The sequence below is a fragment of the Nonomuraea fuscirosea genome (assembly GCF_003001935.1).
GTDB classification, from domain to species: domain Bacteria; phylum Actinomycetota; class Actinomycetes; order Streptosporangiales; family Streptosporangiaceae; genus Nonomuraea; species Nonomuraea fuscirosea.
In genome coordinates this window covers 322,124-341,421 of sequence record NZ_PVNG01000005.1, presented here as the reverse complement: position 1 = coordinate 341,421, position 19,298 = coordinate 322,124, and the positions used below count along the sequence as shown (strand labels likewise).

Here is a 19,298-nt window from a genome sequence, read left to right as displayed (position 1 = left end):
GTTGTTTCGGTAGTTACTGCCGTTGACAGGCTTTCTGAGCCGGCGTACGCACGCGGGGGCAGAAGCGGTGCGGCGGGTCAGCCGCAGGGCGGGTCGTACGGGAGGTCCGCGCCGACGTGGTCCCGCCATTCCTGCCGGGTGAGCGCGGTGAGGGCGCAGATCCGGCGGGCGGCCCGTGTCTCGTCGAGGTCCCACAGTGACAGTACGTAGTCGTTGCCGCCGGTGACCAGCCTGGTGCCGTCCGGGCTGAACGCCACCGACATGACGTTGTCGATGTGCGCGGTGAGCGGGCCGCCGAGCACGGAGGGACGCGCCGGATCGCGGCCGTCGTACAGCCGGGCCGAGCCGTCGGCGCCCGCGTCGGCCAGCGTCCGGCCGTCGGGGCTGAACGCCACCGAGTAGACCGCGCCGGCGTGCCCGGTGAGGCGGCGGCTCGCCGTGCGGCCGGTCAGGTCCCAGAGGCGCACCTGCCGGTCCTCGCCCGAACTGGCCAGGGTCCGCCCGTCCGGGCTGAACGCCACCGCGCGGACGCTCCCGGTGTGGCCGGTCACCAGCCGCTCGCGCTCGACGGGACGGCCGGGATCGCGCACGTCCCACAGCCGCACCGACTTGTCGCGGGTGGCGGCGGCCAGGGTCGTGCCGTCGCGGCTGAACGCCAGCCCGTGGACGTACCCGGCGTATCCCGGCAGCGGACGGCTCGGCAGCGGACGGCCGCGCAACGCGGGACGGTCCGGGTCGGTGACGTCCCACATTCTCACCACACCGGCCGCGTCCGCGCTCGCCAGAGTGTGGCCGCCGGGGCTGAAGGCCACCGCGCGCACGGTGCCGGTGTGGCCGCGCAGCGGCGGGCCGCGGGAGGCGGGATGGCCGGGGTCGGTCACGTCCCACAATCTGACGGCACGGTCGGCGGCGGCGGCCAGCGTGCGTCCGTCCGGGCTGAACGCGACCGCGTAGACATAACCACCGTGCCCCGCGCTGCCGCGCGGGCGCGGCCCGTCGGAGCCGGTCACGTCCCACAGCCGCACCATGCTGTCGCCGCCGCCGCTGGCCAGGGTGCGGCCGTCCGGGCTGAAGGCCGTCGTGGTGACGCCGCCCGCGTGCGCGGAGACCTGCCCGGCGGGCAGGTGCCACAGGCGGATGACGTCATCGTCGCCGCCGCCGGCCAGGGTCGTGCCGTCGGGGCTGAACGCCAGCCCCCAGACGTTGTCCCGGTGCCCGGTGAGCGGACGTCCGCGCTGGACGGGCCAGAAGGGCGAGGTCAGGTCCCACAGCCGGATCGTCTGGTCGTCGCCGCTGCTGGCGAGGGTGTGGCCGTCGGGGCTGAAGGCCAGCGCTCGGACGGTGCCGGCGTGGCCGGGGACCGGGTTGGCGCGCGGCTCGATCCGGCCGGGCACGGCCACGTCCCACACCCTGACGGCACGGTCGACGCCGCTGGTGACCAGGAGCCTGCCGTCCGGGCTGAACGCCAGCGCGTTGACCGGCACGCCGCCGGAGCCGATCCGCCGCTGGACGCGCACGGCAGGCCGGCCGGTGGCGGGCACGTCCCACATTCTCACCACACCGTCCCCGTCCGAGCTGGCCATGGCGCGGCCGTCCGGGCTGAAGGCGACCATGAGGACGGCGGCGTCGTGGCGCTGGAGTCTGCGCCCGGCGCGGTCAGGACGGGTGGTGTCCCACAGCCACATCGTGCCCGTGTTCCCGGTCGCGACGGCCAGCGTCCGGCCGTCCGGGCTCAACGTCACGTGGTTCACGTCCTCGGCCGAGCCGGTGGTCAGGATGCCCCGGGCCGTGGGCCGGGCGGGGTCGGTCACGTCCCACAGCCGGACCTCGCCCCCCTCGCCCGCGCTCGCCACGGTCGTGCCCGCGCGGTCGATCGCCACCGAGTGGACCGGCCCCGCGTGCCCGGTGAGCGTCCGGCTTTCGCGCCGGGCCACGTCCCACAGGCGTACCGTGCCGTCGCCGCCCGCGCTGACCAGGAACTTCCCGTCCGGGCCGAACACCACCTGGTTGACGTCGCCGCCGTGCCCCGCGAGCTGCGTGGGCAGCGGGACGTGCTGGGTGGCGAGCAGGCGCGTGTAGGTGTCGCCGGCCGGTCGTCCTGGCGGGCGCCTGCGGTGGGCGAGCAGCGCCAGTTGCGCGGACAACGCCAGATCGGTGCCGGCGCTCCGGTCGGACTCGGCCAGGATGCGCTGGTAGAGCGCGGTGTCGCGCTGGCGTACCGCCTCGCTCCGCTGCACGGAGGCGAACACGGCGGCGGCGCCGGCGAGCACGGTGAGCGCGGTCAGCGCGGCGGTGACGCCGGTACGCAGCCGCCGCGCCCGCCGCCACGCCCGGACCGACGCGGCCAGGAAGTCCCGCCCGTCCGGGCTCAGCCCATCGCCTTCCAGGGCGCTTCGCTCGGCGGCCCAGGTGCGGGCGGTTTCCAGGCGGTTGCCCCGATACAGCAGGGATCCGTCGTGGCGGGCTCGCTTCCAGGCGGCGGCCGTGTCCTCCAGGTCCTGGCGGAGCAGGCCGCCGGCGCGGTCGTCGCCGAGCCAGCCGCGCAGCCGGGGCCATTCGCGCAGCAGCGCCTCGTGCGTGATGCGGATCGTGCCCGCGTCCTGGGTGATCAGCCGGGCGTCGGTGAAGGCCGTCAGCGCGGCCGCGGCCGGGCCGTCCGCCACGTCTTCCCTGGACAGCGGGCGGCGGGTGTCCTCGCCGTGGTCGCCGAGCTTGACCAGGCGCAGGAACAGCGGCCGCGCCGCCCGCCGGGCGTCGGGGTCGAGGGCCGTGTGCACGAGTTCGGCGCTGGTGGCGATGGCCCGGTGGATGGTGCCGGTGTCGCGATAACCCGCCACGGTCAGGGCCGAGCCGTGGCGCTGCTGCCAGGTGGCCCGCAGCGCGTGCGCGAGCAGCGGCAGCCGTCCGGCCTCGTACCCCTCGCCCAGGCCGCCGCCGCCGAGGTCGCGCAGCAGCAGCTCGGTCAGCCCCGGTTCGACCTCCAGCCCGGCCTCCTGCGCCGGATAGCGGATCGCCTCGCGTACCTGCTCCGCGCTCATGGCCCCGAGCAGCAGTTGCCGGTCCTGCGAGGCCCGGCGCAGCGCCGCGTACCCGGCGCAGGCCGGATAGAAGTCGGCCCGCAGCCCGGCCACCACCAGCGCCTGCCCCGGCCCGGCCAGGCGGTCCAGCGCCTCGATGAACGCCGCCCGCCGCGACTCCGCGCCGCACAGCGTGAAGACCTCCTCGAACTGGTCGACGATCAGCACCGTCCGTCCCGGCAGGCCGGCCGCGCGCGACAAACGCGCGCCGCTCCCCGGATCGGTGGCCAGCGCCTCGGCCACCTCGTCGACTGATCCGCCGGTACGCGTGCGGATCGCCGTGGCCAGTGCCCGCAGCGGATCGGCTCCGGGCGTCAGGGTCAGCACGGCCCACGCCGCCGACCCGGGCAGCGCCCCCGCCTCCAGCCGGGGCACCAGCCCGGCCCGCAGCAACGACGACTTCCCCGCCCCGGAGGGAGCCACCACCAGTTGCGGCCCGCCCCGCTCCAGCCGTCCGTCGAGCCGGTCGATCAGCTCCGCGACCACCTCGTCCCGCCCGAAGAACCACCGGGCCTGATCCCGCCCGAACGCGGCCAGCCCGGGGTAGGGGCACTCCTGCCCGGCAGCCGTGCCCCGCCGCCGTTCGCGCACCCCGTCGCCGTAGTGGAAGTGCTGGTCGCGCCCGGCCTGGTGGACGACGGCGTCTCCCGAGGCGTGAGCCGTGAGGTGGACGTCACGTCCGTCACCCGTCGGCCCCATACGGTGACCATAGGGCCACGTGGAGCGACCGGGCAAGGGTGCTCCGGGGCAAGATCATTACACTTGTAGCGGTATGGCCGTATTTGCCGATGGCTGGCGTCACCGAGTGGGAGGAATGACCCGACATGACCGGCACCTGTACGTTCTGCGGCATCGTCGCCGGAGAGGTCCCCGCGGAGATCGTCTACTCCGACGAGCACGTGGTCGCCTTCCTCGATATCTCCCAGGCGACCCGCGGCCACACCCTGGTCGTCCCCCGTGAGCACTGCCGCGACCTGACCGACATCGGCCCGGACCGGGCCGGCCTGCTGATGCGCGGCGCCGTACACACCGCCGGCCTGCTGCGGCGCGCGCTGGAACCGGGCGGGATGAACATCTGGCACGCCACCGGCGCCACGGCCTGGCAGAGCGTGTTCCACTTCCACCTGCACCTGGTGCCCCGCTACGCCCCCGACGACCTCCGGCGGGCGTGGACGCACCGCGAGCTGCCGCTGTCGTCGCTGACGCCGGTGGCCGACCAGATCAGGGCCGCGGCGGAACGGCGGCCGGACGCGTCATGACCTCGATCGGCGGAGCCACGGGCGGCGCGTCCTGATGAACGTCACCAGGAACATCACCTGGATGCCGCCCTCGACCAGGATGAGCAGCGCGGCGTCGACGGCGGCGATCGCGGGCCCGCCGTGCAGACCGTCCCAGACGGCGGCGAACGCGTGGACCAGCCCGTTGACGATGATCGGGCCGCCGTAGAAGGCGAAGACCGTCAGCGTGACGGAACCACCCAGGGCGAGGGCGACGGCGTAGATCCGCACGGCACGCCGCTCGTGCGGGGCCAGCTCGCCGGTGGGGTCGGTCACCGGCGAGGCGGGCCTCCTGAACGGGGTGACCGCCCGGGCGAGCAGGTACCTGACGTAGCGGAGCCCGTCCCCGAACAGGTCCTTGCACCGGAGCAGGTCGCGCAGCACGAAGTAGAGGTCGGTGCGCATGTAGATCTGGGCCTGGAGGGGCAGGGACAGCAGCGCGGTCAGGATGAAGGCCCGCAGCAGCGCATCGGCGAAGCCCGGCAGCGGCAGGTACGCCACGGCCAGCAGCATCGTGGCGATGAGGAAGAGGTCGGAGGCCATCCCGGCCAGGTACACGCGGTAGCGGTGCCTGCGGGGCACCCCCCAGATGGCGGTGACGTCGGTCTGCACCACGAGGTAGTGCAGCCGGGTGCCGAACGCGATGCGTGCCGGAGCGCCGAGCGAACGCGCCGCCAGCAGGTGCATCATCTCGTGCACGCTCGCGAGTACGGAGAAGAAGGCCGTGTTGACCAGCACGGAGAGCCCGGTGTACTCGCTCCAGAAGAAGTCACGGTGATGGGGGAACAGCTCCGGCCGCACGACGACGGTCAGCGCCGCGGCCGCGACGACGGCGAGCCAGACCAGCCTGACGGGCCCGGCGAAGAGCCACCGTACGTGCCGCTCGGTGACGCCGGGGAAGTGGGCGGCCCTCGGCGCGGTCCCCGGCAGCGGCAGCCCGTCGATCTCGGCCACGAACTCGAGGTCGGCGAGCGACTCCACGAAGTCGGCCACGTCCAGCTCGACGTCGTGCTCGTCGGCGACGGCGGCTTCGACGTCCGCGACCGGACGCCCCTCGCCGAGCAGCCGGATCACCTCTCCGCACACCGCGGGCAGCTCGACGAACTCGCCGAGGTCCGGGCGGCCCGCCACGATCGTCTCCGGGTCGTCGTCGTCGGGACGGACGACGAGCGGGTGCAGGCGTACGACGCTGCCCGCGCCGACCTCGGCCGCCGGGACGCTCACCCGGCCCCCGGCCCGCACAGCGGGCAGTCGTCGTCACGCGGGACGTCGATGAAGTACTGGTGGTCCCAGACGGCCATGTTCCAGTGGAAGACCCTGCCGCGGGTCTGCGCCGGCAGGCCGCCGAGCTGGTACAGCACTTCCAGCGCACAGAGGTGGCCGCTGATGTTCGCGCTGGCCGCGACCACCGCGTTCGGCCGTGACTCGGGCAGCAGCCGCCCGAGCTCCTTCTCCTTACGCGCCTCCTCCTGCCGGTCCAGGCAGGCCCAGCAGCCGGTCTCTCCTGGCACGAACGAGCCCACGACGACCATCGGCCCGGTGTAGAGGCTCATGAACCACGGGGTTCCGGTCCGCAGCGCGGCTTCGTTGGTCCACTCGACGATCTCCGGATGCGGCTCGTCCGCGCACAGGACGAACAGGTCGCAGCCGCTCATCAGCTCCACGACGTCGCCGGGGCCGGTCACCTTGGTGTCGCCGCCGGTCACCGCCACCGCGCCGTTCATCGCCCGCAGCCGGGCGACGGCCTGGTCGACCTTGGGCTCGCCCACGTCCGACTCGGCGTACAGGAGCTGACGGGTCAGGTTCGACTCTTCGACGCGGTCGAAGTCGGCGATCCGCAGCGCTCCGATGCCGCCCGCCACCAGTCCCGCCGCCACGGCCGATCCGGTGCCGCCCACGCCGAGCAGGCTCACCCGGGCCGCCTTGATCTTGGACTGGACCTCGTGGGGCGACGTACGCGGCGAGGTGTCGATCCAGCTGAAGAAGTGGCGTGCCGATTCGTGCCGGGCGAGGTCGCGCTCGGTGAGGTTGGCCGGCACGGGCGCTCCCGCGTCCTCGATGAAGCCGCTCTCGATCAGGTCGGCGACGACGTCGCGCACGCTGTCGTCGTCCACGTCGGGACGGGTCTCGGTGAAGTCGGCGCAGATCTGGTCGACCGTCCGAGTGCCGTCCATGAGGGCCACGATCGCGGCGATGCTGCCCTCGTCGTCGTCGGCTATCTCGGAGGCCACCCCGTACTGGGACAATCCGATGACGATGCGATTACCCGGCAGCAGGAACGGCTGGTGAACGCGTTTGACCCTGGGCAGACGCACTCGTCACCTCCTTCTTCGCAGGAAAAGCGGAACCGGCCGGACAAGATCCGGCCGGTTCCGTAGGTCAGTAGGTCAACCGCTCTGTCCGCCGCGGTTGATGGTGGTCTCGATCTTCTCGAGCTTCCTGATCTTGACTTCGAGCTTCTTCTTCTTCTCCATCGACATCTCCTCGCTCTCGACCTCAAGCCGGGGAGACTCCCCGAACGACGACCGGCGAAGGACACGCGCAACAACGTGAGTCCCACTCGCCACTCTTGTGGGCAAGATCCTGACACTCGCGTGATATGGACGTCAATGCCGTATTTTTCGGACGACAGCCGCCGAAGTGACAGGCGGCTCAGCGCTGAGTGAGGCCTCCTCCGCGGGGCCGGCCGCCTGCCCGCCCAGGCTCGCGGTCAGACGGTCTCGTCCAGTTGGGCGGCCAGTTGCTCCAGGCCGCCCTTGATGAGCCGGCCGTAGTCGTCGTCGCCGAGCGCGCCGATCCCGTCCCGCGCCTGCCGCAGATGCTCACGGGCGCGGTCGAGATCGCCCAGCTTGCGGTAGCACTCGGTCAGGTTGAGGTGCAACGACGGGTACAGACCGGCCACCGACAGCGGGACCCCGGCCTGGGCCACCCGCTCGTCCGTGATCGAGCCGACGGCGGCGAGGGCCCGCAGATCCCACATCAGCTCCTCGCCCACGTCGTCCTGCACGTCGGCCATCGAGTGGGCGAGGACGCAGACGTGCAGCGGGTCGCCCTGCTCGCCGCCGATGTCGTCCCAGATCCGCGCGAACAACTCACGGGCGTCGTCACGCCGGCCCTGCTGGTGGTTCAGCTCCACGCCCTGGGCGATCCGGGCCATCGTCGGGTCGGCGGTCATGCGCGGCTCCTTCGCGGTCGCGGCACAGCCTACTCGCCGTTCGGAGAATCTCAGTGATCCTCTTGCCTGATTCGCTGGCATCTGCCAGGCCGGAGCCTGGTCTTACGTCGCCTCCACAGGCGTTTAGCGTCTACGGGGAACTGCCCGGCGACGTGGAACTAGGCCGCGCTCTGCTCGAGCGTCATCGCGTTGAGCAGATTGCGGGCGGCGTTGACGTCCCGATCGTGCTCGAGACCGCACCCGCACTTCCACGCCCGGTCAGCGAGCGTGAGGTCCCGGTTGATGGCACCGCAGCCGCCACACAGACTCGAGGACGGGAACCAGCGGTCGGCCGCCCACACGCTCGAGCCGTACCAGCGGGTCTTGTACTCGAGTTGGCGGAAGAACTCGCCGAAGGCGAGATCGGAGATCGCGCGGGCGAGTCGCCGGTTGGCGACCATGCCGGTCACATTCAGGGTCTCGACGGCGATGGCCCGCTTGGATCTCGCGAGCATCGTCGTCGTCTTGTGCAGAAAGTCGGCCCGCCGATGGGCCACCTCGAGATGAACCCTGGCCAGCCGCTTGACGGCCTTGGCCCGGTTACTCGAGCCGGACTTCTTCCTCGAGACCGCCTTGCCCGCCTTGCGCAGCTTCCGCAGTGCGGCCTTGAGTGGCTTGGGGGCGTGCAGTTCGGTGACGGTGCCGTCGTCGTCCACGATGGTGGCGAACGTCTTCACCCCGACGTCGATCCCGCACGCCGGCGCATCACTCGAGACCGCGCGCTTTTCGTTGATGCCGGTCCGGTCGATCTGGAGTTGGAACGACACCCACCAGCGGCCCGCCTGCTCCCGGACGGTGGAGCCGACCACTCGAGCACGACCGTCCGCGATGCGGTCGGTCAGCCACGACATGTCCTCGAGTGTGCGCACCTTGCCGACACCGGGCAGGCGGATGATTCGAGGGGACTCGGGCCGGGCGCGGTCGGCGTCGTAGCGGAACCTCGAGCCGTGCTTGCGCTTGCGCCAGTCCGGGAAGCCGATCTTGCGGCCCTTCCTTTTCCCGGACCTGGAGTCGAAGAAGTTCTTGAACCCGGCCGCCCGGACCCGGCACGCCTCTTTCGGCACTCTCGAGGACAGGCCCTCTTCGGTGAACCACGGGTAGCGGTCGCGGTGCTCGAGGCGCCACAGCCTCTCGAGTGCGGGGGCGGACCACGGCACGGGCGTCAAGTCCTTGTCGGGGACGCCGTAGGTCTTCTCTGCCTCGCGCTGCTCGAGCGCGGCCTTTACCTTCTCGAGGCAGAAGTTCTCCACCACCCGCGACAGCCCCGCATGCCGGCCGAGCCGGGCTCGCTGCTCGAGCGTCGGAGCCAACTCCAGGCGCAATCCCTGGCGGTCGCTCACGCGACCTCCCGGGCGGCGCGCAGAGCGGCTTTGGCGCGGCGGGAAGCCGAGCGCCGCCCGTACAGGCGGGCGCAGAACGAGGTGAGGACCTCGGTCATGTCCCGCACCAGATCGTCTTCCACCTCGGCGTCGTCGATCACGACAATGCGCCGCCCGCTCGCCCCGAGCGCGGCCGACAGATGCTCCAGGCCAAACCGGGCCAGGCGGTCGCGGTGCTCGACCACGATCACCGAAACGGACGCATCGCGCAGCAGCCGGGCCAGTTTCGGCCGTCGGCCGTTCAGCCCGGACCCGACCTCGGTGACCACGTCCGAGATGGTCAGTCCCATCCCGGTCGCGGCGGTGACGACACGCCCCGCCTGCCGCTCGAGGTCCGCCTTCTGGTCGGCGCTCGAGACCCGGCAGTACGCCACGGCCCGTCCATCCCTGTCGGCGGGCTGTTCGAGCACCAGGTATCGGCCGGTCGCGGTCTTGACGACCGGGACCGGCATCGTCCCGTCCCGAGCCCACTTCCAGGCGGTCTGGTAATGGACGCCGTTCCGCTGGGCCCATTCGGAGAGCTTCATACGCTGATCATCGCTGACGAAGACAGAGGAGTACTGATGATTCGCTATCAGCTGACCACCCCACCCGGCCCGTCGATCTTCAAACCGGCCGGGCGGACGCCCGTGCCCGCCGGACGTTCCGGCCCGGCGCCACCGGGCCCGCCCGATCTGGTGTGTTCGGAACGGTTTCCGGCGGTGAGCACCTGACGGTGGCGGGCCTGATGCGTTCCGGTCAGTTTCCCGTGGTGAGCACCACGCGGTAGCGGGCCTGGTTGTCCACGACCCGCTGGTACGCCTCGTTGATCTGCTCCAGCGGCCGCTCCTCGGTGATGGGCCGGACGCCGGTCAGCGCGGCGAAGCGCAGGGTGTCCTCCACGTCCTTGGCGGTCCCCGACGGGTGGCCGTGCACCGACTTCGTGCTCGGCAGGATCTGGAACGGGCTGACCTCGATCGGCTCAGGCGTGGCGCCGACCACGAGCAGTTCGCCGTTGTACTTCAGCCCGTCGATCGCCCCGCTCATCGCGGCGGAGCTCATGGCCGTGGCCAGCACGACCTGCGCACCGCCGAGAGCCTGCAGCGCCTGGGCCGGGTCGGTGGCTGTGGAGTCGATGTAGTGGTGCGCGCCGAGCCGCTTGGCCAGGTCGGCCTTCTCGGTGCCGCGCGAGATCGCCACCACCTCGAAGCCCATCTTCGCGGCGAACTGGACGCCCAGGTGGCCGAGCCCGCCGATGCCGAGCACCGCGACCAGGTCGCCGGCACGCGCCGAGCTGCGGCGCAGCGAGTTGAAGGTCGCCACGCCCGCGCAGCCCATGGGCGCGGCGTCGACCGCCGAGAACCCCTCGGGGATCCGGGCCAGCGCCGTGGCCGGGACGACGGTGGCGTCCGCGTATCCGCCGGCGTAGTGCCAGCCCGGCACCTTGACCTGGGCGCAGTGGATGAAGTCGCCCGCGCGGCAGGCGTCGCAGGCCCCGCAGTTGCCGCCGAACCAGCCGACCTCGACGCGGTCGCCGACGTTCCAGCCGGTCACGCCCGCGCCGAGGGCGTCGACGCGGCCGGCGATCTCGTGCCCGAACACGGCCGGCCACTCCACGGGGTAGCCGCCGTTGACGAAGTAGTGGTCGGTGTGGCAGACCCCGACGGCCTCGACGGTGACGCGGACCTCACCGCGCCCCGGCTCGGGCAGGTCCACGTCGACGAAATCGAAGCCGCCCCCGACCTCGGTCACCTGGGCGGAACGAATCTTGGTCATGATGTACCTCGCTGCTCTGTCGTTCTGACACTCACCAGTTTCCCCTCGTCAGAGGCCGGTCTGAGGGTCATCATCGGCCCTGCGCGACCTAGGACTCCCAGACCCAGGCACGACGGCGGCCCGCTTGGCACCATGGAGACATGAGCGTCAATCGTGAGCTGGCCGACTTCCTGCGTCGCGCCCGGAGCAAGGTGGATCCGGCACGGGCCGGGCTGCCGCCCGACGACCGGATCAGGCGCGTTCCCGGGCTGCGCCGCGAGGAGGTCGCGCTGCTGGCCGGCGTCTCCACCGACTACTACACGCGGCTGGAGCAGGGGCGACGGATCACGCCGTCGGACCAGGTGATCGACGCCGTCGCTAACGCGCTCGACCTCGACGACGCGGGCCGGACGTACCTTCGCGAGCTGTTCGGCGCGACGACGCGCACCACGCGCCGGCGCGCGCCGAGCGTCCAGCGGGTACGACCGGGGCTCTACCAGCTGCTCGACAGCCTCGACGGCAACCCGGCGCTCATCCTGGGCCGGCGCACGGACGTGCTGGCGGCGAACCGGCTGGCCCGCGCGCTGTTCACCGACTTCGACGCGATGCCGCCCAGGGAGCGGAGCTACGCGCGCTGGATGTTCCTCGACCCGGCCACGCGGGACCTGTTCGTCGACTGGGAGGAGCACGCGCGCAACTGCGTCGAGAGCCTCCGCCTCGACCTGGGCGCCAACCCCGACGACCCGCTGGCCCGCGACCTGCTCGCGACCCTGTCTGAGCGCAGCGGGGAGTTCCGCGCCTGGTGGGCCGAGCACGGCGTCTACCAGCGCACGTTCGGCAGCAAGACCCTGCGCCATCCCGTCGTCGGCGAGCTGACCGTCGAGTTCGAGACCTTCACCATGCCGGGCGACAACGACCAGACCATGTTCGTCTACACCACCGAGCCGGGCACGGCGTCCCGCGAAGCCCTCAACCTGCTCGCGAGCTGGACCCTGACCAGACCGGGCACCGACCCGGCGACCCCGACCCCGCCACCAGGACGGTAGGGGGCGGACAGAACCGCCGGCCCCCTACCGCGCCAGCCGAGCCGGTCAGGTCTGCCGGGTCAGGAGCTGGTGCAGGCCGCGGCAGGCCCTGGTCAGCGAGGTCGAACCGCGCCTTTTCGCGTACGCGGCCACCTCGGGGATCTCGCCCCGTGCGCCGGCCCACGTGGCGATGGTGGTGGCCAGGACGACGGCGTCGGTGTGCGGGCGCTGGGCCCGTTCGCCCTCCCCGGGGAGGAAGACGGCCAGGAAGTGACACAGGATCGTCCAGACCTCTTCGTGCGCGCCCTGCCTGGCGGCCAGCTCCAGCGAGGGCAACGCGGGCCCCGCCGCATGACGCGTACGCCGGTCCAGCAGCCCCAGCAGCCGGCCCGTCTCGGCGGCGGGCAGCGCGCCCTCGGCCGCCAGCCGCAGCAGCGGGGGCACCGCCTCGTCGCCCTCCAGGGTGAGGAAGTAGGCCAGGATCAGCGCCGTCGCCGGCCCTGACGTGCCTTCGGCCTGAGCCAGGGCGCTGAGGTCGTCGATCGTGAGCTGGGGCTGGTGGAACCCGTCGATCAGGCCGACCGCCAGGTGCGCCGCCGCCAGCTCCCGGTGATGGGGCGTCATCCCCGGCCAGAACTCCCGTGACCCGCGCCGGAACGAGATCGTCTCGGGCGCCGTCAGCAGGGTGTCGAGGTGGGCGAGACCCGTGGGCGGGATCGGCTCCCAGCTCACCTTGGCGTCTTGGTCGAGGGCCTGATCGCCGTAGGAGCCAGGGCGGAGGGTCCAGGTCAGCTCCACCCGCGGGGACGGGAGCGCGCCGCGCCCGAACCAGTGGGCGACCGTCGCGGCGGCGGCCGTCCCGATGGCTCTCGCGCGTTCGGCCAGATCGGGGGAGGGGCCGGGCGGGACGCGCAACAAGGCCTGCTGCAGGTCCAGCGGCAGCGGCTCGCGCCCGGCCGCCGCGCATTCGATCAGGCGATCGAGCAGGGTCTCCGGATCGAGGTGGCCGTCGGCACGGGTGGGGGTGGCCAGCAGGACCGGGGGCAGAGTGCCGGCCTTGGCCGCGCGCAGCAGCTCGTCGAGGCGCGACAGCAGGAAGAGGTCGGGGCCGGCGCACCGCCGCGGCGAGGGGAGACGGTTCCAGGGGGCGGGTGCGGGCCGGGTCCGCGGGTCGTAGAGGTCCTCAGGTGGGGCCTCCGGTTCGGGCGGATCCGTCCGGAGATCGGTCGTCCGCAGGAACTCCTCCTGGAAGGAGTCGGGCATCTCGTGCAGCGGGAAGATCGTGCGCAGGCCGGGGAACAGCTGGTACGCCGTGGCCGCGACGTTCATCATGCTGTCGTACAGGGCTTGCCCGAGATCACCCGGTTCCTCCGCCCCGGACCGCCGCTCCCCGGACGACGTAGCCCAGGACGAAGCCTGCCGCTCGTCGGACGTCGTCCCCCGCGTAGAGGCGCGCCCTCCCTCGGACGTCGTCCCGCGCGACGAGGAGCGCCGCCTCGGCGGACGTGCGTCCGGCGGGCCCGGATCCTCGCCGGGGTTGACGAGTTCCCTGGCCAGCGCGGTGCACCAGTCACGAGGCGAGCGCCACGCCGGCATGTCGTAGAGCACCGGCCGCAGCTCTTCGCCGAACCGCCGGGCCAGCGTCTGCTTCAGAGCGTCCCGGTCCGCGTGCGCCTGCCGCGTGACCGCCGCCAGCCACGCCTCGACCCCGACCCAGTCGCCCACCTCCAGCGGACCGCTCGCCGGACCTGACCCGGGGAACGGGCCGGGGACGGTGGCCTCGGGCAGGCGGCCGGGGGTGAAGTCGCCGCTCCAGTCCTCGGTGAAGCGCTCGAAGAGCTGCCGGGCCGAGGCGGAGGGGAGCAGGTCGGCCGCCTCCAGGATCGGGGCCGTGTCAGTGAGATGGGCGGCGTGCTTGAGGGTGAGGGTGACCGCGCGGTCGCGTACCTCGTGCGAGGCGTGCCCGTAGGCGTGGGTCAGCGCGGTGACGTGGTCGGACACCCGTTCCGGATGGCGGCCGAGATGACGGTCGAGCCAGGTCAGGCCCTTCACGGCGAGCCCGGTCTCCTGGCGGAAGGTCATCGCCTCGATGGCCTCGGCCACGTCCGCGGGATCGAGCCGCGCCCCGCGCACCTGCCGCCAGGCCAGCTCGGCCACCTGGCCGGGCGCGACGGGCAGCAGCCGCAGGTAGTCGCGCAGCCGCCCGGCAGACTCCTGCGGCGTAGGTGCGACGAACGTGTGCAGCCGGACGAAGAAACGCAGGTCCCGCCCGTCGCCGCCGCGCAGGAACCGGCCCACGCAGCCGACGATGATCTGCTCGCGCGGCAGCGTGCGGGCGGTCAGGGCGAGCCAGTGGGACGGCTGCGGGGTGAGCGTCTCGGCGGACAGGGCCCGGCCCGCGCCGGTGGCCTCGAAGATCTTCGGCAGCAGGTGAGGGGTCAGCGGGTCTTCGGCCAGGACCGTCGCCGACAGCCAGGCCGCCACCAGGGGTTCGTGGTCGGGCGGGGTGACCCCGGCGTCACGCAGCAGCGCCAGGGCCAGTGGCACGAACCGGTCGTCGGTACGGCGGACGCGGCGCGCCAGCCGTACCGCTAGATCGGCACGCCAAGACGCCGGGCGACCGGAGATCGCGCGCACCAGCCGGTGCGGGTTCGGCGCGTCGGACCAGCGGGGGTTGAGGTCGCGCCGCGTCAGCCAGGTGGCCGCCCCGGCCGGACCCGGCAGGGTCGCCGCGCCCACCATCATCATCACCTCGGCCGCGCCGACGACCAGCCCGCCGACTCCCCAGCCGGCATCCCAGTCGGTACGGAGCTCGGCGAGCAGACCGCGCGCGTCGGCGGCGACAGCGGCCCGCTCCGCGTCGGTGAGCCGCGCTAATCGCCCGGCCAGCCCCTCGGCGTCGTGGTCGAACACAAGAGCCTTGATCTCTGTACGAATGGCGTCGATGGTCATGACGTGGCCCCCGTGAGCTGGGTGTGCAGGCGCTGGCACTCGTGGGCGAAGCGGCTCTTGCGTCGGCTGCCCGTGAACGCGGTCACGGCCGGGATCTCCCCGCGCGCGCCGGTCCAGCCGGCCACGTCGGCGGCGAGGGCGACGAGCTCGGTGTGGGTCACGTTGGCGCGCTGCCCCTCGCGCGGCAGCAGTTCGGGCAGCAGGGCGTGCAGGATGCGCCACACCTCGTGGTGGCCGCCGGCCTCGGCCAGCTCCGTCAGGGCCGTGATGGCGGGACGGGTCTCCAGCCAGGTGCGGCGCAGCACCAGCGCGAGCTGGCGGCCGATCGCCTCGGCGGGCAGTTCGCCCTTGGCGGCCAGGCGCAGGATCAGCGGGACCAGGCCGGGCACACCCTGGACGAGGAGGAAGGCGAGCGTCACCGCGGTGGCCTCGCCGAGCGGGCCCTGGGCGATCTCCAGGCCGGCGAGCTCCGCCGGAACCGCCCACGTGCCCCAGTGGCCGCGCAGCAGGTAGGGCAGGAGGTTGACGGCCACGATCTCGCGATGCGAGGGCAGCATGGCGGGCCAGGCCCACGTCGTGCTGTTGTAGTCGTCGTAAAGGTAGTCGGACGGCTCGCGCAGCAGCACCTCGTCGATCAGCCGGTGGCCGGTCGGGGCCGTCACCCGCAGCACGGGCCGCAACCTGACCGAGGTGAAGTGTTCCGGCTCCGTGTCGCCGAACTCGACCATGGACGCGTCGACCATGTGACGCCACACCAGGCCGCACTCGGGGTCGGCCATACCGTCACCGGCGAGCCAGTGGGCGGCAGAGCGCGCCGCCTCCGAGTCGACCTTGGCCGCCCGCTCGGCCGCGGCCTGGTGGCGGCCCCTGGGCAGCCGCAGCAGCGCCTGCGCCAGGTCGGACGGGACCGGCTCGACGCCGGCGGCGGCGCAGGTCTCCAGCCGGTCGACCAGCACGTCGGGGTCGAGATGGCCGCTCATCCAGGTCGGCGTGGCCAGCAACACCGGCGGCAGGACGCCGTCGCGCAGGGCCGCGAGGAGCTCGGCGTAGCGGAGGAGCAGGAAGTCGTGCGGCGGGGTGACGCGGTGGGGATGGGGCAGGTGGTTGCGCCGCCGCCACTCCTCGTGCTCGGGCAGCGCCTTGGGCAGGAACGAACGCAGCCGGGGCGGGACGAAGACCACGGTCACCTGCACGAGCGGCTCGTCCGCGCCCGGCGGAGGCACTGGGCCTCCTGCCAGCATCGCCCTGATCCGGGCGGGGTCGACGCCGAGCTCGGCCATCCGGTCGTAGGCGAGGCTCAGGACGTGGGACGGCATGGCCTCCGCTGAGTCGTCGTAACAGGCGCGGGTCCCCACCGGACGATCCGGCCGCGGGTCCTCGCCGCGCTCCGGCGGCTGCTCGGCGTCAGTGGGATCGGTGGGATCCCTGGGCTCGGTGGCGTCGGTGGCGTCGGTGGTGTCGGTGGGGGAGGGGCCCAGGTGGATCCGGCCGCCGGCGAACGGGACCGGCCGCCCGCCTTCGTGGGCCACCGCATGAGCGGGGCCGTCGTCGCTGGTCCAGGTGATGAAGAAGGCACGCAGCGGGGCGTCGTCGTCGAGGTAGCGGCCGGGCCGGTGGAAGCCTCCCACGGTGATCCGCCGGGGCGACGGCTCGTCGTCGGGCTCCTCGCCACGGGTGAGGACGCGCACCCGTACGGAGTGGTTCGCGGCGTCCCAGAACTTCTGCGGCCCGACCGGCGGCCGTTCGGGCACGCTGCCGGGGGTCACGAGCTCGGCGCACAACGTCGACTGCCAGTCGTCCGGGTCGAGGCGCATGTCCTTGCGCCGCCAGTCCTGCCAGTGAGGCAGGCCCTGCTCGACGCGGGGCCCGAGCTGACGGCGCAGCTCTTCCCGGTCACCGGCGGCCGCGGCGACGAAGGCGGCCAGCCAGCGTTCGTCGCGGACCCAGCGCTCGCCGTCGCTCAGGGAGAGCGAAGGCTCGGGGAACGGCCGCGGCGCGGCGGGTTCCGGCAGCGGCGGGAACTCCTTGCGCTCCGGCAGCGCCTCGGCCGGGATCTCCCCGCCGAACCGCTCGGCCAGCTTCGCGCCCAGGTCGGCGGGGAGGTGGTGCAGGCCGTCGCGGATCGCCTCGGAGTGGCCGGCGAACACCTCGGCGTGCTTCAGGCTCAGCTCGACCGCGCGGTTGCGTACGTCGAAGGACTGGTGCGCGTACGCCGTGGTCAGCGCGGGCACGAAGTCGCCGGCCGCCTCCGGCGCGGCACGGAGCGCCTGGTCGAGCCAGCGCAGCCCCGTGACGGCGAGCTTGGCCTCGGCCCTGAAGGTGAGCGCCTCGACCGCCTCGACCAGGTCGGCGTGGCCGAGCGGCGGCGCCGCGCGCACCTGCCCGGCGGCCAGCTCGGCGACCGGGCCGGGCGCGGACGGCAGCAGCCGCAGGTAGTCGCGCAGGCGGGGAGCGGACTCGGCGGGCGTGGGGGCGAGCAGCGTGTGCAGCCGGACGAAGAAGCGCAGATCCTGCGCCTCGCCGCCGCGCAGGAAACGGCTCACGCAACCGTCGAGCACCTGCTGCCTGGGCAGCTCGCGGACGGCGGCGGCCAGCCAGTGCGACGGCCGCGGCTCCAGCCGCTCGTCACGCAGGGCGCGGCCCGCGCCGTCGGCGTCGAAGACCCGGGGCAGCAGCACGCGCGTCAGCGGGTCACGGGCCACGACCGGCCCGGCCAGCCAGGCGGCCACCAGCGGGTCGTGGTCGGGCGGCGCAGCGCCGGACTCGCGCAGCAGCGCCACGGCCAGCGGCGCGATGCGGTCGCCTGGGCGGCGGATCCGCCTGGCCAGCCGGACGGCGACGTCGCGGCGCCACTCCAGGGGACGGGTGGCCGCCACCCGGCACACCTGGATGACGTCGATGTCCCCGGCCCAGCGGCGGTTGACGTCGCGGCTGGTCATCCACGTCACGGCGGCGGCCGGACCGGTGATGACGGCGACCCCGGTCAGCAGCAACGCGGGGGCGGCCGTGTCGATCAGGTCGCCGATCTCCCAGGACTCCAGCTCGTCGTCGAAGTCGTCGGGATGCGCGGCGCGCACCTGCTCGGCGTGGACGTGGCGCAGCTCCTTGACCAGGCCGGGTAAACGCGCGCCGAGCTCGGCGCGTTCCGCGTCGGTGAGCTTGACCAGCCGGGCGGCCAGGAGGGTGACCTGGCCGCGGGCGACCAGGTCGCGGATCTCGGTCCAGAGGCTCATCGGGAGACCTCCACGGCGGCGCGGGCGACGATCCGGGCGGCCAGCACGTGTTTGCACGGCCCGCGCGAGCCGCGATGGTCCCACCACCACTCGCAGGTGCAGGAGCCGTCGGCCGGCGAGACCCGGCGGGTGCCGCCCGTGGTGCGGACGGTGGCCGACTCGCCTTCGAGCCGCACGGCGCCCGCCTCGACGAGCCTGCGCGCCTTGGCCAGCCGCGGGTTGAGCAGGCTCACGTCGTCCTTGTCGTACGGCAGCTCGCGATGGAAGTGGGCGGCCTCCGACAGGTCGTAGCCGACCCGGCCGGCCACGCCGAGCTGGGTCAGCGCCGCCCGCACCCGGTCGGCGGGCAGACCGGCCCGGTCCGCCAGCAGGCCGATCTCGACCTCGGGCTCGAAGTTGAGCAGCATGCCCACCACGTCGGCGTCGTTCTCGGCCTCGTCGGTGGCCAGGTCGTCGAGCACCGCGCCCTCGCCGGAGAAGCCGCGCCAGCGCTCGGGCGACAGGGTCAGCGTGTAGCGCATGCCGGGCAGCTCCAGCTCCCAGGCGCTGGAGGCGGCGTCGGCCGGGCCGTACACCCGCAGGGACTTCGCGAAGCGCAGCAGCGGCAGCAGGGTGGCCAGCCGGTTGGGGCCGGCGAGCTGGACCGAGCCGGGGACCTGACGCGGCGAGACCTTCAGCTCGCGCCCCGCCTGCGCCACCCACACCGTGCCCTTCCTGGGCAGCCCGCGCAGGAACCGCACCGCCGCCATGCCGGCCAGCTCGCCGCGCTGGTCCATGCCGGAGGCGATGACCTGCACCTCGGCGAAGCCGCGCAGCCAGCGCTCGGGCAGCGGCACCTTCTTCTCCACCACCGCGCCGTCCATCGTGGTCACGACCAGCTCGTCCAGGCCCACCCCCAGGTGCAGCGGGTCACGCGCGCCGATGCGGGCCAGAGCCTCGCGCAGCGGCGCGTTCACGTCGACGTTGGTGGTGCCCCGGTCGAACACCTCGCCGTCGAGCGCGCCGCTCAGCAGGTCGAGCCGGGCGTAGACGCCGCCGCAGGCCGAGAACGACTCGAACCTGAGCCGGTCGCCGTTGCACGTCACCACGGGGTCGCGCACCCAGCCGGGCCGCGACTGCGGCTGGTGGTAGCGGGCCAGCGCCACGTCGGCGACACCGAGCAGGGCCGCCGCGGCGGGGGCGGCCTGGGTCACCACGCCGCTGAAGAACCGGGGGGCGACGGCCGGGCCGGACAGGGCCCGGCCGCCGGAGGTCGCCAGGCCGAGCCGGCCGTCGACGAGGGAGGAGGGCGCGGCGTACGTGTACGCCTGCGTCGTTGAGGTCATGGCCGGGACAGTAGATCAACACACCGACAAACCGGCTCGGCCGATGTGAGCGAGGGCATAGGACCCCGGCCTTGACGGCCGC

General features: G+C 73.2%; 13 protein-coding genes. 2 read left to right on the top strand and 11 right to left on the bottom strand.

The window, feature by feature from the left end:
- Nucleotides 1-77: 77 nt before the first annotated feature.
- Nucleotides 78-3,776, bottom strand: coding sequence for a WD40 repeat domain-containing protein (locus B0I32_RS14395; protein WP_106238916.1), 3,699 nt, complete (start codon nucleotides 3,774-3,776; stop codon nucleotides 78-80).
- 125 nt (nucleotides 3,777-3,901) lie between these two features.
- On the opposite strand from B0I32_RS14395, the gene B0I32_RS14390 reads away from it, so the two are divergent.
- Nucleotides 3,902-4,336 carry an HIT family protein gene (locus B0I32_RS14390; RefSeq protein WP_106238915.1) on the top strand — a complete coding sequence of 145 codons (435 nt, stop codon included), beginning with the start codon at nucleotides 3,902-3,904 and terminating at the stop codon, nucleotides 4,334-4,336.
- Here B0I32_RS14390 and B0I32_RS14385 read toward each other — a convergent pair.
- The 7 genes from B0I32_RS14385 to B0I32_RS14360 all read right to left on the bottom strand — a co-directional run bounded on the left by B0I32_RS14385 (nucleotide 4,331) and on the right by B0I32_RS14360 (nucleotide 10,702).
- Nucleotides 4,331-5,578: a hypothetical protein gene (locus B0I32_RS14385; RefSeq protein WP_146178158.1), complete on the bottom strand. Its 1,248-nt coding sequence runs from the start codon at nucleotides 5,576-5,578 to the stop codon at nucleotides 4,331-4,333. The genes B0I32_RS14390 and B0I32_RS14385 overlap by 6 nt on opposite strands.
- Nucleotides 5,575-6,669, bottom strand: coding sequence for a TOMM precursor leader peptide-binding protein (locus tag B0I32_RS14380; protein ID WP_106238911.1), 1,095 nt, complete (start codon nucleotides 6,667-6,669; stop codon nucleotides 5,575-5,577). The genes B0I32_RS14385 and B0I32_RS14380 overlap by 4 nt, the downstream gene beginning before the upstream one ends.
- Before the next feature lie 72 nt (nucleotides 6,670-6,741).
- Nucleotides 6,742-6,933 (bottom strand): hypothetical protein, encoded by a 192-nt coding sequence (locus B0I32_RS57625; protein WP_181307371.1) that lies wholly within the window; start codon nucleotides 6,931-6,933, stop codon nucleotides 6,742-6,744.
- A gap of 131 nt (nucleotides 6,934-7,064) precedes the next feature.
- Nucleotides 7,065-7,529, bottom strand: coding sequence for a hypothetical protein (locus B0I32_RS14375; protein WP_106238909.1), 465 nt, complete (start codon nucleotides 7,527-7,529; stop codon nucleotides 7,065-7,067).
- 158 nt (nucleotides 7,530-7,687) lie between these two features.
- Nucleotides 7,688-8,908 carry an RNA-guided endonuclease InsQ/TnpB family protein gene (locus B0I32_RS14370; protein WP_106238907.1) on the bottom strand — a complete coding sequence of 407 codons (1,221 nt, stop codon included), beginning with the start codon at nucleotides 8,906-8,908 and terminating at the stop codon, nucleotides 7,688-7,690.
- Nucleotides 8,905-9,474, bottom strand: a complete 570-nt coding sequence (locus B0I32_RS14365) for an IS607 family transposase (protein WP_106238906.1) — start codon at nucleotides 9,472-9,474, stop codon at nucleotides 8,905-8,907. Before B0I32_RS14365 ends, B0I32_RS14370 begins: the two co-directional genes overlap by 4 nt.
- A 211-nt stretch (nucleotides 9,475-9,685) precedes the next feature.
- Nucleotides 9,686-10,702 (bottom strand): alcohol dehydrogenase, encoded by a 1,017-nt coding sequence (locus B0I32_RS14360; RefSeq protein WP_106238904.1) that lies wholly within the window; start codon nucleotides 10,700-10,702, stop codon nucleotides 9,686-9,688.
- 140 nt (nucleotides 10,703-10,842) lie between these two features.
- Between B0I32_RS14360 and B0I32_RS14355 the strand changes: the two genes are divergently transcribed.
- Nucleotides 10,843-11,727 carry a helix-turn-helix domain-containing protein gene (locus B0I32_RS14355; protein WP_106238901.1) on the top strand — a complete coding sequence of 295 codons (885 nt, stop codon included), beginning with the start codon at nucleotides 10,843-10,845 and terminating at the stop codon, nucleotides 11,725-11,727.
- Nucleotides 11,728-11,772: 45 nt separating this feature from the next.
- Here the strand turns inward: B0I32_RS14355 and B0I32_RS14350 are convergent, their stop codons facing one another.
- From B0I32_RS14350 to B0I32_RS14340, 3 genes are read right to left on the bottom strand one after another with little or no spacing between them, the layout of a single operon-like run.
- The gene (locus B0I32_RS14350) at nucleotides 11,773-14,658 is read right to left on the bottom strand and encodes a hypothetical protein (protein WP_146178157.1); all 2,886 of its coding nucleotides are present in this window, start codon (nucleotides 14,656-14,658) and stop codon (nucleotides 11,773-11,775) included.
- Nucleotides 14,655-17,891 (bottom strand): DUF7824 domain-containing protein, encoded by a 3,237-nt coding sequence (locus B0I32_RS14345; RefSeq protein ID WP_106238897.1) that lies wholly within the window; start codon nucleotides 17,889-17,891, stop codon nucleotides 14,655-14,657. Before B0I32_RS14345 ends, B0I32_RS14350 begins: the two co-directional genes overlap by 4 nt.
- Nucleotides 17,888-19,216 carry an SWIM zinc finger family protein gene (locus B0I32_RS14340; protein WP_106238894.1) on the bottom strand — a complete coding sequence of 443 codons (1,329 nt, stop codon included), beginning with the start codon at nucleotides 19,214-19,216 and terminating at the stop codon, nucleotides 17,888-17,890. Before B0I32_RS14340 ends, B0I32_RS14345 begins: the two co-directional genes overlap by 4 nt.
- Nucleotides 19,217-19,298 lie beyond the last annotated feature (82 nt).

What these genes read in the sequence shown, in the direction of transcription:
- B0I32_RS14345 (WP_106238897.1), bottom strand. Translation starts at nt 17,891, where the DNA reads ATGAGCCTCTGGACCGAGATCCGCGACCTGGTCGCCCGCGGCCAGGTC.
- B0I32_RS14365 (WP_106238906.1), bottom strand. Translation starts at nt 9,474, where the DNA reads ATGAAGCTCTCCGAATGGGCCCAGCGGAACGGCGTCCATTACCAGACC.
- B0I32_RS14390 (WP_106238915.1), top strand. Translation starts at nt 3,902, where the DNA reads ATGACCGGCACCTGTACGTTCTGCGGCATCGTCGCCGGAGAGGTCCCC.
- B0I32_RS14375 (WP_106238909.1), bottom strand. Translation starts at nt 7,529, where the DNA reads ATGACCGCCGACCCGACGATGGCCCGGATCGCCCAGGGCGTGGAGCTG.
- B0I32_RS14395 (WP_106238916.1), bottom strand. Translation starts at nt 3,776, where the DNA reads ATGGGGCCGACGGGTGACGGACGTGACGTCCACCTCACGGCTCACGCC.
- B0I32_RS14340 (WP_106238894.1), bottom strand. Translation starts at nt 19,216, where the DNA reads ATGACCTCAACGACGCAGGCGTACACGTACGCCGCGCCCTCCTCCCTC.
- B0I32_RS14360 (WP_106238904.1), bottom strand. Translation starts at nt 10,702, where the DNA reads ATGACCAAGATTCGTTCCGCCCAGGTGACCGAGGTCGGGGGCGGCTTC.
- B0I32_RS14355 (WP_106238901.1), top strand. Translation starts at nt 10,843, where the DNA reads ATGAGCGTCAATCGTGAGCTGGCCGACTTCCTGCGTCGCGCCCGGAGC.
- B0I32_RS14350 (WP_146178157.1), bottom strand. Translation starts at nt 14,658, where the DNA reads ATGACCATCGACGCCATTCGTACAGAGATCAAGGCTCTTGTGTTCGAC.